Annotated in this window: 13 protein-coding genes and 1 tRNA gene; 7 read left to right on the forward strand and 7 right to left on the reverse strand. The window is 63.0% G+C overall.

Annotated features, from left to right (window positions below; all coding sequences use genetic code 11):
- Window positions 1-29 precede the first annotated feature (29 nt).
- Both aspS and HGP13_RS24385 read right to left on the reverse strand, forming a co-directional pair.
- The gene (gene aspS / locus HGP13_RS24380; RefSeq protein WP_172234828.1) at window positions 30-1,820 is read right to left on the reverse strand and encodes an aspartate--tRNA ligase; all 1,791 of its coding nucleotides are present in this window, start codon (window positions 1,818-1,820) and stop codon (window positions 30-32) included.
- Between the two features lie 138 nt (window positions 1,821-1,958).
- Window positions 1,959-2,717, reverse strand: a complete 759-nt coding sequence (locus HGP13_RS24385) for a DeoR/GlpR family DNA-binding transcription regulator (RefSeq protein ID WP_172229735.1) — start codon at window positions 2,715-2,717, stop codon at window positions 1,959-1,961.
- A 113-nt stretch (window positions 2,718-2,830) separates the two neighbouring features.
- Here HGP13_RS24385 and HGP13_RS24390 point away from each other — a divergent pair, with 113 nt between their 5' ends.
- The 4 genes from HGP13_RS24390 (at window position 2,831) to HGP13_RS24405 (ending at window position 7,675) form a co-directional block, all read left to right on the forward strand.
- A complete protein-coding gene (locus tag HGP13_RS24390; protein WP_172229737.1) occupies window positions 2,831-4,063 on the forward strand; it encodes an MFS transporter in 1,233 nt (410 codons plus the stop codon).
- Window positions 4,064-4,223: 160 nt separating this feature from the next.
- The gene (locus tag HGP13_RS24395) at window positions 4,224-5,468 is read left to right on the forward strand and encodes an MFS transporter (protein ID WP_172229739.1); all 1,245 of its coding nucleotides are present in this window, start codon (window positions 4,224-4,226) and stop codon (window positions 5,466-5,468) included.
- Between the two features lie 75 nt (window positions 5,469-5,543).
- Complete coding sequence (rnd, locus tag HGP13_RS24400; RefSeq protein ID WP_172229741.1) at window positions 5,544-6,695, forward strand: ribonuclease D; 1,152 nt, start codon at window positions 5,544-5,546, stop codon at window positions 6,693-6,695.
- Between the two features lie 14 nt (window positions 6,696-6,709).
- Window positions 6,710-7,675 (forward strand): acyltransferase, encoded by a 966-nt coding sequence (locus HGP13_RS24405; RefSeq protein ID WP_246707104.1) that lies wholly within the window; start codon window positions 6,710-6,712, stop codon window positions 7,673-7,675.
- A 70-nt stretch (window positions 7,676-7,745) separates the two neighbouring features.
- Here the strand turns inward: HGP13_RS24405 and HGP13_RS24410 are convergent, their stop codons facing one another.
- From HGP13_RS24410 to guaB, 3 genes are read right to left on the reverse strand one after another with little or no spacing between them, the layout of a single operon-like run.
- Window positions 7,746-8,165: an MAPEG family protein gene (locus HGP13_RS24410; protein WP_172229743.1), complete on the reverse strand. Its 420-nt coding sequence runs from the start codon at window positions 8,163-8,165 to the stop codon at window positions 7,746-7,748.
- A gap of 25 nt (window positions 8,166-8,190) precedes the next feature.
- The gene (locus HGP13_RS24415; RefSeq protein ID WP_246707105.1) at window positions 8,191-8,814 is read right to left on the reverse strand and encodes a hypothetical protein; all 624 of its coding nucleotides are present in this window, start codon (window positions 8,812-8,814) and stop codon (window positions 8,191-8,193) included.
- Entirely contained in the window at window positions 8,765-10,267 is a 1,503-nt protein-coding gene (gene guaB / locus HGP13_RS24420; RefSeq protein ID WP_172229746.1) for an IMP dehydrogenase, read from the reverse strand. The genes HGP13_RS24415 and guaB overlap by 50 nt, the downstream gene beginning before the upstream one ends.
- A gap of 288 nt (window positions 10,268-10,555) precedes the next feature.
- Here guaB and HGP13_RS24425 point away from each other — a divergent pair, with 288 nt between their 5' ends.
- Window positions 10,556-11,977, forward strand: coding sequence for an MFS transporter (locus tag HGP13_RS24425; RefSeq protein WP_172229748.1), 1,422 nt, complete (start codon window positions 10,556-10,558; stop codon window positions 11,975-11,977).
- Window positions 11,978-12,031: 54 nt separating this feature from the next.
- Here HGP13_RS24425 and HGP13_RS24430 read toward each other — a convergent pair whose 3' ends face one another.
- Window positions 12,032-12,796 (reverse strand): RlmE family RNA methyltransferase, encoded by a 765-nt coding sequence (locus HGP13_RS24430; RefSeq protein ID WP_246707106.1) that lies wholly within the window; start codon window positions 12,794-12,796, stop codon window positions 12,032-12,034.
- Window positions 12,797-12,824: 28 nt separating this feature from the next.
- On the reverse strand, window positions 12,825-14,189 hold the full coding sequence (locus HGP13_RS24435; protein WP_172229750.1) for a Ppx/GppA phosphatase family protein: 1,365 nt from the start codon (window positions 14,187-14,189) through the stop codon (window positions 12,825-12,827).
- A gap of 414 nt (window positions 14,190-14,603) precedes the next feature.
- On the opposite strand from HGP13_RS24435, the gene HGP13_RS24440 reads away from it, so the two are divergent.
- Window positions 14,604-15,536, forward strand: coding sequence for a lysylphosphatidylglycerol synthase domain-containing protein (locus HGP13_RS24440; RefSeq protein ID WP_172229752.1), 933 nt, complete (start codon window positions 14,604-14,606; stop codon window positions 15,534-15,536).
- A gap of 179 nt (window positions 15,537-15,715) precedes the next feature.
- Window positions 15,716-15,789, forward strand: a tRNA-Gln gene (locus tag HGP13_RS24445).
- Window positions 15,790-15,837 lie beyond the last annotated feature (48 nt).

Raw genomic sequence — 15,837 nt, forward strand, 5'->3', positions numbered from 1 at the left:
GTTTTTAAAGTACCGCCCGAAGCTCGCGATCAAGCGTCCTTCTTGGTCGGTGCAACGCGTAGCGCCAGTTCGCGAAGCTGTTGCGGGCTCGCTTCCGACGGCGCGTTCATCAACAGGTCGTAGGCCTGCTGGTTCATCGGGAACATGGTGATCTCGCGCAGGTTCTTGGCGCCGACCAGCAGCATGACAACGCGGTCGACGCCGGCTGCCATGCCGCCATGCGGCGGCGCGCCATACTGGAAGGCGCGGTAGAGGCCGCCAAAGCGCTCCTCGACCGTGGCGCGGTCCAGCCCGACCGTTTCGAACGCCTTGACCATGGTTTCGGGCAGATGGTTGCGGATACCGCCCGAGGCGATCTCGAAACCGTTGCAGACCATATCGTACTGGAACGCCTTGATGCCGAGCAGATCCTCGCCGTTCAGCGCATCGATGCCGCCTTGCGGCATCGAGAACGGGTTGTGGGCGAAGTCGATCTTCTTCTCCTCCTCGTTCCATTCGAAGAACGGGAAGTCGACGATCCAGCACAGCTCGAAGCGCTCGCGGTCGATAAGGTTCAATTCCTCGCCAGCGCGGGTGCGCGCGGCACCGGCAAAGGAAACGAACTTCTTCGGATCACCGGCAACGAAGAAGGCGGCGTCGCCATCGGCAAGACCGAGCTGCTGGCGGATCGCCTCGGTGCGCTCTTCGCCGATGTTCTTGGCGAGCGGGCCGGCGCCTTCGAGCTTGTCGCCCTCCTTGCGCCAGAAGATGTAGCCCAGTCCCGGCTGGCCCTCACCTTGCGCCCATGAATTCATGCGGTCGCAGAAGGCACGGCTGCCGCCGGTCTTGGCCGGAATGCCCCACACCTCGGCCTTCGGGTCGTTGGCCAGGATGTTGGCGAAGACCTTGAAGCCGGAATCGCGAAAATGATCGGAGACGGGCTGCATCTCGATCGGGTTGCGCAGATCCGGCTTGTCGGAACCGTATTTGCGCATGGCGACATCATAGGGAATGCGCTGGAATTTCTGCGTCACCGGCTTGCCGTTGGCGAAGGCCTCGAACACGCCCCGCATCACCGGTTCCATGGTCGACAGCACATCGTCCTGCTCGACGAAGCTCATTTCCAGGTCGAGCTGGTAGAATTCGCCGGGCAGACGGTCGGCGCGCGGGTCTTCGTCGCGGAAGCAGGGCGCGATCTGGAAATAGCGGTCGAAGCCCGACACCATGATCAGCTGCTTGTACTGCTGCGGAGCCTGCGGCAGCGCGTAGAAGGTGCCGGGATGGATGCGCGACGGCACCAGGAAGTCGCGCGCGCCTTCCGGCGACGAAGCCGTCAGGATCGGCGTCGAGAATTCAGTGAAGCCGACCTCGCCCATGCGCCTTCGCATTTCGGCGATGATTTTTGTCCGAGCAATAATGTTCTTGTGCAGCGTCTCTCGGCGCAGGTCGAGGAAACGGTATTTCAGCCGGATATCTTCGGGATAGTCCGGCTCTCCGAACACCGGCAACGGCAACTCCTTGGCCGCCGACAGCACCTCGATCTCGCGGGCGAATATCTCGATCTCACCGGTCGGCAAATTGGCGTTCGTGGTCTCGGGCAAGCGCGCCTTGACCTCGCCGTCGACACGGATGACCCACTCGCCGCGCACGGTCTCGGCAACCTTGAAGGCCGGAGAATCCGGATCGGCAACGATTTGGGTCAGGCCATAATTGTCGCGCAGATCAATGAACAGCAGGCCGCCATGGTCGCGCACGCGATGCACCCAGCCCGAGAGGCGAACGGAAGAGCCGACATCGCTCTTTCTCAACTGGGCACAGGTATGGCTGCGGTAACGGTGCATGGTCATTGCTAAAGTCCGGGGTGCTGGGTTGCGGCCGAAGCATCAAAGCCCGGCCCAAAATTTGCGCGAAAAGCGCATGGGAGGCCGGATTTGTCAAGGCAAGCGGACTATCCCAACGCCCAACATGCCACTGAGCGTTCAGGCGAAGTGGATTTCGGCGCCCTGGCGTTCGAAATCGGCAAGGATCGCGGCCGGCGCGGTCTTTTCGACCACCAGATGGCGGATCGCTTCGGCCCCGGCGACGCGATAGGGTGCCGCGGTGGCGAGCTTGTCGTTGGTTACGGCGATGACGATACCGGTGCTGTTCCTGGCCATGGCCCGCTTGACTTCGGCCTCGGCCGAATCAAATGCCGTCACACCGCGTGAGGCATCCAGACCGCACGAGCCAAGGAAGAACAGATCGGCGCCAAGCTGCGCAATGGCGGCCAACGTGTCGGCGCCGACGCAGGTGCCGAGGTCGCGGACAAACCTTCCGCCGAGCACGATCAGTTCGACCAGGGGATGGTCGGACAGCGCCGAGGCAACACCGAGCGAATTGGTTGCGATGGTCAGCTCAAGGTCGCGCGGAATGGCCTTGGCAATGGCGGCGTTGGTGCTGCCGCCGTCGATGAACAGGCTCTGCCCACTGGAGAGCAACGCGACGGCCGTGCTTGCCAGCCGCGCCTTCTCCTCGACCGCATGGCCGCCGCGCAGACCGATGGGGGCCGCGGCAAAGGGTGCGGCCGCAACCGCGCCACCATAGACCCGTCGACATTGCCCGGCTTTCGCCAGTTCCCTGAGGTCGCGGCGCACCGTGTCCTCGGAAACACCGAAGCGGCTCGCCAGTTCGCCGGCCAGCACACTCCCCTCCGCCGCAAGGCGGTCACGGATAAGCTGGTGCCGTTGATCGGTGAGCATTGCCTGATCCTATTTCTCTTTGCACGTTCTTGCATGTTTTGCACGTTTATGCAAGGAGTGACTGATCAGGCTGCCGGACAAGCCAGCCTCTCTGTTCCTTTGAAAGCACCGCGATGAGCTTTGGCCTCAACCTTGCCCCGCAACACCGCGTCTATGCCGGCTTCGCGATCTATTCCTTCGCCATGGGCAACATTTTTCCGCGGCTGCCAGACATCAAGCACGCCATGGGCATTGGCGACGGCACGCTCGGCCTCAGCCTGATCGGAACCCCGATCGGCACCTTGACGGCGTTGACGCTGGCGACGCCGCTGCTCGAGCGCATCGGCTTCCGCCGCGCGCTGCTTGCCCTGATCCCGCTGCTGGCGCTTGCTTATGCCATCACAGTGCACGCACCGGGGCCCCTGGCGCTTTTCCTGATGCTCTTTCCAGTCGGCCTGATGATTGGCAGCGTCGAGATCATGCTCAATGTCGAGGCCGACCGGACCGAATTCCTGGTCAAGCGCCGCATCATGAACCGCGCGCATTCGTTCTGGAGCATGGGCTTTTTCGGCGCCGGCCTCTTCGGTGCCGCACTGGCGCATCTCGGCATATCGCCGCAACTGCATCTGGCGCTGATCGTACCGATCGTCACGATCTCGATGGCGCTGTGCCTCGGCGGCTACCAACCGGCGCCGAGCCGCTTCGCCGGCACCAGCGAGAAGGCACCCGTGCTGGCGCGGCCGACGCTACCCATCCTCGTCCTTGTCGCCGTCACGCTCTCGGCCATGCTGATGGAAGGCGCCAGCATCGACTGGTCGGCGATCTATATGCGCACAGTGTTCGAATCCGGCCCCTTCGTCGCCGGCTTCACCGTGGCGCTGTTTGCCTTTTCTCAGGCAACCACGCGCTTCTTCGCCGACAGTTTCGTCGACCGCCATTCGCCAAGCGGCGTGGCGCGGGTGCTGCTGGTGATGATGGCGGCCGGCGTGCTGATTGTGTTTTTCTCGCCCGCCCCGTTTGTCTCCATGCTGGGCTTTGCCCTTCTGGGGATTGGCACCAGCGCCCTCTTCCCGCTGGCGATCTCGGCCGCCGCCCAGCGAACCGACCGACCGGCGGCGATCAATGTCGCGGCGCTGTCGCAGATCTCCTTCGTCGCCTTCCTGCTCGGCCCGCCGCTGCTCGGCTTCGTCTCCGACCATTGGGGCATCCGCTCGGCCTTTGGCATCGGCATCCCCTTCATCCTGCTGAGCCTGCTGACGGCAGGATCGCTTGGCCGGCGGCCGGCCGCCGGCAAACCCGCCGCTCCGGCGGGTGAGCCGCTCGAACCGGCGCGGGACAAGATACTGGCGCGGGTAACAGAAGGGTGAATGGCGTCCCTCATCAAGTCGACGAGGATGTATCGGCCGCGTCAGTCCTGATTTCCAAATGGCGGTCCGCCGGCTTCCTGGGGCAACGCCTGGAATTGTTGCTGGCATTGGCCGAGGCGATGGTTCAAAAAGGATAGTCGACCAAGCGATTGCTTCCTCCATGTCCTCCATTCGCCCGCTGATTCCGCTCCTGCTCGCCGCAGGCATCCTGCTCGGCGGCAATGGGCTGCAGAGCACGCTGATTGCGCTGCGCGGCGCACAGGAAGGGTTTTCCGCTTCCGACATCGGCCTGATGGGCACCTTCTATTTTGCCGGCTTCCTGCTCGGCTGCCTGGCCATCACCCGCATCATGAAGGCAGTCGGCCATATCAGGGTGTTTTCAGCGCTTGCCGCGATCGCCTCGGTCGGCACTCTGCTCCTGGTGCTGGTCCCCGATCCGGTGATGTGGTGCGCGGTGCGCTTTGCCGGCGGCTTCTGTTTCGCCGGGCTGTTCACCATCGTCGAGAGCTGGCTGAATTCCGGCGTCACCAACAAGGACCGCGCCCGCGTGCTGGCGATCTACCGGATGGTCGATACCGGCTCGGTGACATCAGCCCAGTTCCTGATCCCGGTCTTCGGCGCCAGCGGCTTCACCATCTTCGCCATCATGTCGATCATGATCACCCTGTCGCTGGTGCCGGTTTCGCTCGGCGATCGCTCCAACCCGACGCCGCCGGAGGACGTCAAGCTCGACCTGGCGCGCGTCTGGCGGATTTCGCCGCTCGGCTGCTTCGGCTGCATCGCCGTCGGCGTCACCAACAGCGCGTTTCGCACGCTATCGCCGGTCTATGCCGAGCAGATCGGCATGTCGGTTGCCGACGTCGTGACCTTCGTCAGCGTCGGCATCTTCGGCGGCGCCATCATCCAATATCCGCTCGGCTATCTCTCCGATCGCTGGGACCGGCGCCGAGTGCTGTTGATAACGACCTGTTGCGCGATGCTTTCAGCCCTGGCGCTGGTGTTCATCGCCGGCAGCAATCGGCTGCTCAACTTCATCATCATCTTCATCTTTGGCTGTTTCGCCATGCCGCTCTATTCGCTGTCGGCGGCGCATTCCAACGACCGCGCCGACACGGGCGAGTTCGTGCTGATCAATGCGGCGCTGATGCTGTTCTACTCCTTCGGTGCCATTGGCGGCCCGTTCGCCGCCTCGACAGTGATGCAATATTTCGGGCCGAGCGCGCTGTTCGTGTTCAGCGCCGCCGTCTATGCGATCTTCATCACCGTCATCCTCTACCGCATGCGGGCCAGGTCGGGCGTGCCGGCGGGCAAGCGCGGCCGCTTTATCGCGCTGCTGCGCACCTCGACGGTTTTTGCGCGGCTGGCCAGACGGAATGGCGATTCCGATGACCCGGGAAGCTCATGAAGAAGGCGCCAAAGCTTGACGAAAGCCTTCCCGGCTGAAATCTAGGAAGACCTTACTCCTGCCAAAAGCGATTTGATGCACGTCATCACCACCCAGAAAGAACTCGAGACCGTTCTCGCCGCTTTCGAAAAGTCGGATTTCGTCACCGTCGACACCGAATTCATCCGCGAAACGACCTTCTGGCCGATCCTGTGCCTGATCCAGATGGCCGCTCCTGGCGTGACGGCACTGATCGATCCGCTGTCGCCGGATATCAACCTTAAGCCCTTCTTCAGGCTGATGGCCAATGAAGCGGTGGTCAAGGTCTTCCATGCCGCAAGGCAGGACATCGAAATCATCGTCCATCTCGGCGATCTCGTTCCGCACCCGGTGTTCGATACGCAGGTCGCGGCGATGGTCTGCGGCTTTGGCGATAGCGTTTCCTACGACCAGCTCGTGCAACGTATCACCGGCGCGCGGCTCGACAAATCGTCGCGCTTCACCGACTGGCGCCACCGGCCGCTTTCCGACAAGCAGCTCGACTACGCGCTGGCCGATGTCACCCATCTGATCGAGGTCTATCAGCACCTCAGCGCTGAACTGGAGCGGGAAAACCGCGCCCATTGGCTGAACGAAGAGATGGATGTGCTGACCTCGCGCGAGACCTACGATCCGCACCCCGAAGACGCCTGGAAGCGGCTGAAGATGCGGCTGCGCAAGCCGCAGGAACTGGCGATCGTCCAGACCGTGGCGGCATGGCGTGAACGCGAGGCCAGGGAACGCGACGTGCCGCGCGGCCGCGTGCTCAAGGACGATGCGATCTACGAAGTGGCGCAGCAGGCACCGCGCGATGCGGCGGCCCTTGCCAAGCTGCGCACCACGCCAAAAGGCTGGGAGCGCTCGTCGACGGCGACGGCCCTGCTTGGCGCGGTCAATACCGCACTTGCCTTGCCCAAGGAGGAGATGCCGAAGCTGCCGAAGAATTTTCAGCCGCCGGAAGGTTCAAGCGCGGCGGCGGAGCTATTGAAAGTGCTGCTGCGGATCGTCGCCGAAAAACAGGGCGTGGCCTCGAAGGTGCTGGCCTCCAGCGATGACATCGACCGTATCGCGGCCGAAGGCGAGGAGGCCGATGTGCCGGCGCTGCAGGGCTGGCGGCGCGCCGTGTTCGGCGAAGCGGCCCTGAAGTTGGTGCGCGGCGAGATCGGCATCAAGTTCGACAAACGCAAGATTGCGGTGTTCGATCTGTAGGGGCTTTCTGGCCGATGGGTTCGGATCAGGACGAGAACCGGCGATACGAGGCGATTGACGCCTTGCGTGCAATCGCCGTGATGCTGGTTCTGATCTTCCACTATACGTCTCGCTTTCCTCCCGACTACATCCGGTTCGATCACCAGATGGAGTTGCCGTGGCAAGGGGTGGTTGGTGTCTTCCTCTTTTTTATTATCAGCGGCTACTGCATCGCGATGACAGCCGAGCGGGCTGGAACCGTGTGGATGTTCTGGCTGCAGAGATTTACGCGGCTAGAGCCGGCGCTCATCGCCTGTATCGCAATCACGCTTGTCGTGGTTGCGGCCTTGGGTCTTCCAGGCAGAGAGGTTTCAGCGCTCGATGGCCTGAAAAACGCAAGCTGGGTAACCCTTTTTGTTCCGACGCCGCTTGTCGACGGCGCCTACTGGTCGCTGCTCGAGGAAGCAAAATTCTATTTTGTGTTCGGCCTCATCTTCTATCTCTGGCCAAATCGCGTCCTCGCCGTTTTCACCGGCTTTACCGTTCTGGGCGCAATTGCGCAGTTTTCAGGATTGTGGAGAGACCATCAGGCCTTGATCTATCCCTTCAAGGGCATCGCCACGCCATATTTTTTCTTCCCCTACAGCCTGTTCTTTTTGATGGGCATCGCGGCGAGGCGATCGACCCGGGCTGTACAGATGGTCGTGATGGCCGGGTGCCTGGTTCATCAAGCTGTGGGGCGGCTCAGCATTCAGTGCCTGGGTCATCGCGCTTTCAATTCTTGGTGTCATCGGGGTCCAGCTGCGCGATATCAAGATCTGGCGAAGCGTCAGCTATATCGGCTTGATCAGCTATCCGCTGTATCTTCTGCATCAGAATGTCGGTGTCGCGTTCATACGATGGCTGGCTACGTGGATCGGTTCCCCGTATCTCCGGATCGGCATAGCGTTCTGCATCGTGGTCGCCATGGCTGCGTTCATCGCATGGTCGGTCGAGCATAGATTTCGACGTAGGATCGAAATCCGTGCGGCACGCTTGATGTCGAGGACGGCAACCGCCGCGTAGCCTGTCTCAGACCGCGCCAAGCAGATGCAGCGCGAACCAGATCCAGGCCAGCGCCAGCACCACAGCACCTGCGAAGAAAGAGCGGCTGCGAAGCCGCAGATTGTTGCTGGTCAGGTGGACCCACGCATGGAAATAGCGCGTCAGGACGAAAATCCACATCAGCGCCAGGGTCAGATAGTTGACGCCGTTGGTGACGTGAAGCGTCAGGCACAGCACGTAGAAAAGCACCGGCAGTTCGAACTGGTTGCAGAGATTGGCGGCAACGGTGACGCTGGATGCGGGCTCGGTCGAACGCGCCTTGAACTGGCCGACCTTGGCCTCGCCGGACTTCACCGCAACGAACCGGCGCCGGCCCATCACGATGTAAACGATATAGACCAGCAGAACTTGCGCCAGAACAGGCCAGAAGATCGTGGTCTGGTTCATGACATGTCCCCTGCCGTGTCCGGCATCAAGCCTGACGTCTCTGGCCAATCAGCCAGAAAGCGGCGATGACGAGCAGCGGGATGGCGAGAAGCGCGAATTTGGTGACGATCAGCGCGGAAGCCAAAGACAGCGAATCCGGGTTGGCCGACAGGAAATCGGATAGAAGCCGTGCCACCGCGATGTTCTGGGCATAGTCGGCAAGCGTGTAGGGCAGCACCAGCACCAGCGCAAAGATCGACTGCATCTGCCCGGGAAGCACGCGGAAATTCTTCAAGCGCCGGCCGGCGGCCAGGATCAGGCTGACCAATGTCAGCGACAGCAGCGCCGGGAACAGGAGATCGAAAGTCAGATAGTGCCAGACCAGGATGATCTCGCCGCCGCGCCGGCCGAGCGCCGTCAGCCAGGCCATGCCTTCGTCTGGCGTGAAGCCGAGATAACGCATATCGAGCGACGGCAAGCCGCCGCTCAATTGACGAAAATAGAAGAATTCCAGCAACGTCATGGCGATGAAAACCGCCGCCGACAGGAAACACAGCGCACCGACGTGCCGCGACAGCCGCAGGATCGTCGCGGTCAGGCTCCGCCCGAGCCCGTATTGTTCAGGCTCCGCCGGGATAGTTCGGGCTTTCGCGGGTAATCGTGACGTCATGGGCGTGGCTTTCACGAAGTCCGGCGTTGGATATGCGCACAAAGGTGGCGCGTTCACGGAAATCGGCAAGGTCGCGGCCACCGACATAACCCATAGCGGCTTTTAGCCCGCCTGCAAGCTGATGCAGCACGCCAGACACAGGTCCTTTGTAGGGAACCTGGCCTTCAATGCCTTCCGGCACCAGTTTCAGCGTGTCGCGCACCTCGGCCTGGAAGTAGCGATCGGCCGAGCCGCGCGCCATGGCGCCGACCGAACCCATACCACGATAGGCCTTGAACGAGCGGCCCTGGTGCAGATAGACCTCACCCGGGCTCTCGTCGGTACCGGCCAGCAGCGAGCCGATCATGGCGGCGCTGGCGCCTGCGGCGAGCGCCTTGGCGAGATCGCCTGAATATTTTATGCCGCCGTCGGCAATCACCGACACACCCGATTTGTGCGCCGTCTCGACCGCCGACATGATGGCTGAGAGCTGCGGCACGCCGACGCCGGCGACGATGCGGGTGGTGCAGATGGAACCCGGGCCGATGCCGACCTTGACGGCGTCGGCGCCGGCGTCGATCAGCGCCTGCGTACCCTCTGCGGTGGCGACGTTACCGGCCAGGATGCGAACCGAATTGGACAGTTTCTTGGCGCGCGTGACCGCGTCCAGCACGCGCTGCGAGTGGCCGTGCGCGGTGTCGATGACCAGAAGGTCGACGCCGGCATCGATCAAACGCTCGGCGCGCTCGAAGCCGTCATCGCCGACGCTGGTGGCGGCAGCCGCGCGCAGGCGGCCCTGCGCGTCCTTGGTCGCGTGCGGGTTGAGCTGCGACTTCTCGATATCCTTGACCGTGATCAGGCCGACGCAATTGCCCGACTTATCGACAACAACGAGCTTTTCGATGCGGTGCTGGTGCAGAAGCCGCTTGGCCTCGTCCTGGTCGACATTCTCCTTGACCGTGATCAGGTTCTCACGGGTCATCAATTCGTAGACCTTCTGCGCCGGGTCGGAGGCAAAGCGCACGTCGCGGTTGGTCAGGATGCCGACCAGCCGACCGATCTTCTGGCCGCCGGTACCGCCATTCTCGACCACCGGAATGCCCGAGATCGAATAGGTGCGCATCAGCGACAGCGCGTCGGCAAGGGTGGCGTCCGGGCCGATGGTGACGGGATTGATCACCATGCCGGACTCGAATTTCTTGACCTGCCGCACCTGCTCGGCCTGTTCGGCCGGGGAGAAATTGCGATGGATGACGCCGATGCCGCCGGCCTGGGCCATGGCGATGGCAAGACGCGCCTCGGTGACGGTGTCCATCGCGGCGGAGAGGATCGGAACGTTGAGATCGATGTCGCCGGCAATGCGGGTGCGGACATCGGTTTCGCCAGGCATGACTTCGGAATGACCCGGCTGCAAAAGCACGTCGTCGAAGGTCAGCGCAAGTGCGCCGGTGGACGTTTCGATGATTTTTGCCATGGCCAGCCCTTTAGAATGCGGAAAAAGCGCTGGACCGGGATGGACAGCGCCGACTCGTTCTTCCCTTTCAGGATTGGCGCTGGCTGGTAACACGTCGCGGCGCGGATGAAAAGCCGATGATTTCACGCTCCCGGAAAGGTGACCTTTTCCGAAAAGATGCCACCCAGGGTTGCCAGTCGCACAAAAGTGACAGCAAATTAATGCGACATCCACCCGAAGGCATGGTAACCGCCCGCTCCAAGGCCGACATGCAATCGGCAATGCAACATTCAAGTCTGGACGCGTTCCTTGAACCGCACCATCCCGCTCATCCTGGCGGTCGCCCTTTTCATGGAAAACATGGATTCGACCGTCATCGCGACATCGCTGCCGGCGATCGCCATCGACATCCATACCAGCCCGATCGCGCTCAAGCTGGCGCTGACCGCCTATCTCGTCTCGCTGGCGATCTTCATTCCGATCAGCGGCTGGATGGCCGACCGTTTTGGCGCCAAGAACATTTTTCGTGCCGCGATCGCGGTCTTCATCGTTGGTTCGATCGCTTGCGCCCTGTCAGGTTCGCTGCCTGCTTTCGTGGTTTCACGCTTCCTGCAAGGCATTGGCGGCGCCATGATGACACCGGTCGGGCGCCTGGTTCTGGTGCGCGCCACGCCCAAGAGCGAACTGGTCGCGGCCATGTCGTGGCTGACCGTTCCCGCACTGGTCGGACCGCTCGTCGGCCCGCCGATCGGCGGCTTCATCACCACCTATTTCACCTGGCACTGGATCTTCCTGATCAACGTGCCGATCGGCCTGATCGGCATCTGGCTGGCCACACGCTTCCTGCCGGAAACCGAATCGATGGAGACGCCGCCGCTCGATTTCATCGGCTTCGTGCTGAGCGGGCTCGCGGCATCCGGCGTCGTGTTCGGCCTGTCGGTGGTCTCCCTGCCCTATCTGCCGCCGGCGACCGGGCTGATCACCGTGGCCGTCGGGCTGCTGTCGGGCGCGCTCTACCTGCTGCACGCCCGCCGCGCCAGAAATCCGCTGCTAGCGCTCGAACTGTTCCGCAACCAGGTGTTCCGCTCCTCGGTGCTTGGCGGCTCGCTGTTTCGCATCGGCATCGGGGCGGTGCCGTTCCTGCTGCCGCTGATGTTCCAGATCGGCTTCGGGCTGACGCCGTTCCAGTCCGGCATGATCACCTTCGTCTCGGCGATCGGCGCCATCGGCATGAAGTTCGTGACAGCACTGATTTTTCGCCTTGCCGGCTTCCGCCGCGTGCTGATCAGCGGCTCGCTGGTCGCCGCCGCATCGATCGCCATCTACGGCCTTTTCACCCCCGAAACGCCTTACGTCCTGATGCTCGCCATATTGCTGGTCGGTGGCTTCATCCGCTCGATGTTCTTCACCGGCGTCAACGCGCTGTCCTATGCCGAGGTGTCGGCCGAAGACACCAGCAAGGCAACGCCGATCACCGCGGCGTTCCAGCAGCTCTCGATCGCGCTCGGTGTGGCACTCGCAGGCGGCATTCTGGAAGTCTCGACCTCGATCCATGGCGGCCCGCTGGCGCTGAGCGATTTCCATATCGCCTTCTTCATCGTCGCGGCGGTGTCAGCGGCGGCATCGCTGTCGTTCATGCGGCTGGCGCCCGATGCCGGCAACGCCGTGTCGGGTCATGGCCGGCTGACCACGCCCAAGACACTGGAACCGGCGAGATCGCCGGGGGAGTGAGGCCGCCGTCGCACTAGGTAGGCCGATCAGTCTTCGGCATCCCCCGGCCCTTCGCTATCGCTCCGGGCGCTCGAGTCCTTCGTCCACTGGACGTTCCGATCCGCCTGGCGGCGAACCGGACTCTCGCCCCTTAAAGTCTTTGGCCAACAGATACAGCTCCACCGACTCATCCCTCGATGCCGGCGGCTTGACGTGGTGCACCGAGCGGAAATTCTTCTTGAGCATCGAGAGCAGCTCGTTCTCCGCGCCGCCCTGAAAAGTCTTGGCGAGGAAATGGCCGCCCGGCTTCAGGACGGACAGCGCGAAATCGGCCGCCACCTCGCACAGATGCATGGTGCGGATATGGTCGGTCCGCTTGTGGCCGGTGGTTGGTGCGGCCATGTCGGACAACACGACATCCGGGTCACCACCCAGCGCCTCGGCTAGTTTGCGCGGCGCATCCGCGTCCAGGAAATCCATCAACAGCACCGGCGCGCCGGGCACGGCATCCATTTCGAGATAATCGATGCCGATGACATGCGGATTTTCCGCCGTCGATTTCGTGCGCGCGGCCGCGACCTGACACCAACCGCCGGGGGCGGCTCCCAGATCGATCACCTTCATGCCGGGTTTGAGCAAATGGTGCTTGTCGTCGATCTCGATCAGCTTGTAGGCCGCGCGCGAGCGATAGCCGTCGGCCTTCGAGCGCTGGACATAGGGATCGTTGATGTGGCGCTGCAGCCAGCGGCGCGACGATTCCTTCAGGCCGCTCTTCTTCTTGATCCGCGTCTTCAGCACGCGAATGCTGGCCGAGCCTGGTTTTTCCGGTTTCTTGGTCATTGCCTGATTTCTTGCTTGAGCATGATCTCTACGCCCTGCCACGCCCATCATTGCGCCAGACGCCGTCATCGGCCATCAGCTCGCTCAATATGCCTTCGCGCAGGCCACGGTCGGCGACACGCAGTCGCTCCGACGGCCAGACCGCACGGATCGCTTCGAGGATAGCACAGCCGGCCAGCACCAGATCGGCGCGGTCCGCACCGATGCAAGGGTTGGCGCAGCGCTGCTGGAAATCCCAGCCGACCAGCCTCTCGACCATGCGGTCGACGCTGTCGCGGTCCATCCACAGCCCGTCAACCCGACGCCGGTCGTAACGTTCGAGATCGAGGTGGACGCCGGCCAGCGTCGTCACCGTGCCGGACGTGCCGAGCAGATGAAAATTCGGGCTGGCCTTCAGGTGGCTCAGGCGGTCGCGGCCATCGAAAGTGGCCAGCCTGCCGGCGACATCATCGACCATAGCGGTGAAGATCTCGCGCGTCACCGTGCGGCCGCCAAAGCGCTCGGCCAAGGAGACGACGCCGACCGGCAGCGACGTCCACGAGACGATATGGTTGGCAAGCCGCGGCGAGCGGCGGCCGGTGAGGTCGATCAGCGCGATTTCGGAAGAGCCGCCGCCGATATCGAACAGGACGACGCCTTGCGTATCACGCTCGACCAGCGAGCCGCAGCCGGAAACCGCCAGCCGCGCTTCGGTCTGGCGGTCGATGATCTCGAGCTTCAGGCCTGCCTCGCGCTCGACGCGTTCGAGAAATTCGACGCCGTTTTCGGCCGAACGGCAGGCTTCCGTGGCGATCAGCCTGGCTTTCCTGATCTTGCGACTGCGCAATTTGTCGCCGCAGATTTTCAGCGCCTCCACGGCGCGATCCATCGCCGGTTGACCGAGCCGTCCACTGGCGGTGAGCCCCTCGCCCAGCCTGACGATGCGCGAAAAGGCATCGATGACGCGGAACTGGCCATGCCGTGTTGGAACGGCGACCAGCAGCCGGCAATTGTTGGTGCCGAGATCGAGGGCCGCGAAGACGGGAAGCTCATGCACCGGCGGCCGGCGGGCGCCCTGCTCGGGGCGAGGCGTATGAGCGGCGGGCGAAATCGCCGGCGCCGCCGGCTGCTTCGGCTCCAAAGCCGGGCCAGCACCTTTGCCTTGCACCGGAGATCGATTGTCCTGGGGATGAGCTTCTTCGCGCGCAAAAACCTTGCGCCCGCGCCTTCGCTTGCGCCGCTTCTTGGGCTTGCCCTTCTGGTGATGCGTCGCGTCGGCCGCCTGGCCGTCGGCGGAGCGCGGCTCCGTCGGACGGCGTTGCTGCCAACCGGCTGTCCCCGAGCCTGATGGCCCTGGGGAAGCGCTGGACGCGCCCACCTCCGACGCGCCTGCGCCGGTGTCGCGGTCTTCCACTGTCGTTCCTTCCGGCGCCGCGCGAACCGATGAAGGACGCAGCAGGCGCTTTGGCATGTTTCAAGTTGGTGCCAGAGTAACAGTGCCGTGCCCGATCACCAAGAGCCGCATGCTGAATTTTGCCGGATGGGCGTGAACCGGCTTTTCGCGCGCTGCGTAATGTACCCGCAAGGCTGGGTTGGTAGCGCAACGCAGTCGGAATGTCCGGTCGAAGCCGATGCCCTCACTGCTTGCCGGTGCCCTTACGCCGCTTTCGGTGCTGGCGGACCTTGCCGGCGGCCGGCGCGACAAGTGTTCGCGGTTGAATAGCCGGCTTCAATGAGGCATTTCTGAAATGAACGGAGGAATCCGGAGAGCCGGCCTCCCACCACCAAGAGAAAAGGAAGCGGACACGCAACGCATGGCAGTCAGGCAATGAACTGGAGACGCTATTTTTGGCCGGTCGTCGGCTTCGCCGCGGTGATCTTCTCGCTGCTGTTGCTTTGGCACGAACTGCGCGGCATCTCGATCGACGATGTCTGGGACGGGCTTGCCGCCATTCCGGCGCGAGGCTGGGTGCTGGCGGGGCTGAGTTCCGTCATCGCCTATGCAGCACTTGCCGGCTACGACCATATCGCGCTGCTGCATATCGGCAAGCGTGTGTCATGGCTGTTCGTGACGCTGTGTTCCTTCACCACCTACGCGCTGTCGCACAATATCGGCGGCTCGGTTTTCTCCGGCGCCGTCATCCGCTACCGCGCCTACGGCACCAGAGGCCTGACCGGCCCGGATGTCGGCGTGCTGGTGGCGATCTGTTGGATCACCTTCGTGCTGTCCAGTCTCCTGGCCGGCGGTCTGGTGCTGGTGCTGGAGCCGCAAATCGTCGACCGTTTCTCGGGCGCCCCGCATCACGGGCTGGCGATCGCCGCCGGCCTTGCCATGCTGATCATCATCGGCGCTTACATCTTCGGCAGCGCGCTGCATCTCAAGCCACTGAAGATCGCCAGCTTTCAGCTGCATTATCCGGCGCTGCCGATCGTCGCCCGGCAGCTGCTGATCGGCCCGATCGAACTGCTTGCCGCCGCCGCGATCATCTTCTTCGCCCTGCCCGAGGTGCACAATCCCGGCTATTTCGTCGTGCTCGGCGTCTTCCTCGTTTCCTTCTCGGTCGCCCAGCTCTCGCATGCGCCGGGCGGGCTTGGGGTGTTCGAGGTGGTGTTCCTCGCCGGGCTTTCCGACATGGACCAGGTCGGCGTGCTGGCCGCGCTGCTGGTGTTCCGGCTGTTTTATCTCATCATCCCGCTGATTCTGGGCCTCGGCGTGGTGCTGTTCTTCGAACGCTCGCAATTCAGCCGGACCGAGAGCTGAGGCGCGGACTGGGCTTTGTGCTCGTGCCAGCGCGCCATATGAAACCCGGCGTCTGAAACCGGCCGTCAAAACGTAACGATTGAACCGCAGACCAGGCTTGACTATTTTCCGCTGGCGGCTACAAGGCAGCGCTCAAGCGGCTCAGCCGTTCGGCCCGCGCGGTCCATGACTGCGCCTGCTGGGGAATAGGTTAACGGTAGACCCACGGACTCTGACTCCGTTAGTCCTGGTTCGAATCCAGGTTCCCCAGCCAAACAAAATCAAGCACTTAGCGATACCTGAATCCCACCATCGAGCCTCC

It is taken from the genome of Mesorhizobium sp. NZP2077, from assembly GCF_013170805.1.
Classification (GTDB): Bacteria; Pseudomonadota; Alphaproteobacteria; order Rhizobiales; family Rhizobiaceae; genus Mesorhizobium.

Bases quoted from the DNA above. Each gene is read 5' to 3' on its own strand.
- HGP13_RS24415 (WP_246707105.1), bottom strand. From the start codon at position 8,814: ATGACGTCACGATTACCCGCGAAAGCCCGAACTATCCCGGCGGAGCCT.
- HGP13_RS24430 (WP_246707106.1), bottom strand. From the start codon at position 12,796: ATGACCAAGAAACCGGAAAAACCAGGCTCGGCCAGCATTCGCGTGCTG.
- HGP13_RS24385 (WP_172229735.1), bottom strand. From the start codon at position 2,717: ATGCTCACCGATCAACGGCACCAGCTTATCCGTGACCGCCTTGCGGCG.
- guaB (WP_172229746.1), bottom strand. From the start codon at position 10,267: ATGGCAAAAATCATCGAAACGTCCACCGGCGCACTTGCGCTGACCTTC.
- HGP13_RS24440 (WP_172229752.1), top strand. From the start codon at position 14,604: ATGAACTGGAGACGCTATTTTTGGCCGGTCGTCGGCTTCGCCGCGGTG.
- HGP13_RS24410 (WP_172229743.1), bottom strand. From the start codon at position 8,165: ATGAACCAGACCACGATCTTCTGGCCTGTTCTGGCGCAAGTTCTGCTG.
- HGP13_RS24390 (WP_172229737.1), top strand. From the start codon at position 2,831: ATGAGCTTTGGCCTCAACCTTGCCCCGCAACACCGCGTCTATGCCGGC.
- HGP13_RS24405 (WP_246707104.1), top strand. From the start codon at position 6,710: ATGGGTTCGGATCAGGACGAGAACCGGCGATACGAGGCGATTGACGCC.
- HGP13_RS24395 (WP_172229739.1), top strand. From the start codon at position 4,224: ATGTCCTCCATTCGCCCGCTGATTCCGCTCCTGCTCGCCGCAGGCATC.
- aspS (WP_172234828.1), bottom strand. From the start codon at position 1,820: ATGCACCGTTACCGCAGCCATACCTGTGCCCAGTTGAGAAAGAGCGAT.
- rnd (WP_172229741.1), top strand. From the start codon at position 5,544: ATGCACGTCATCACCACCCAGAAAGAACTCGAGACCGTTCTCGCCGCT.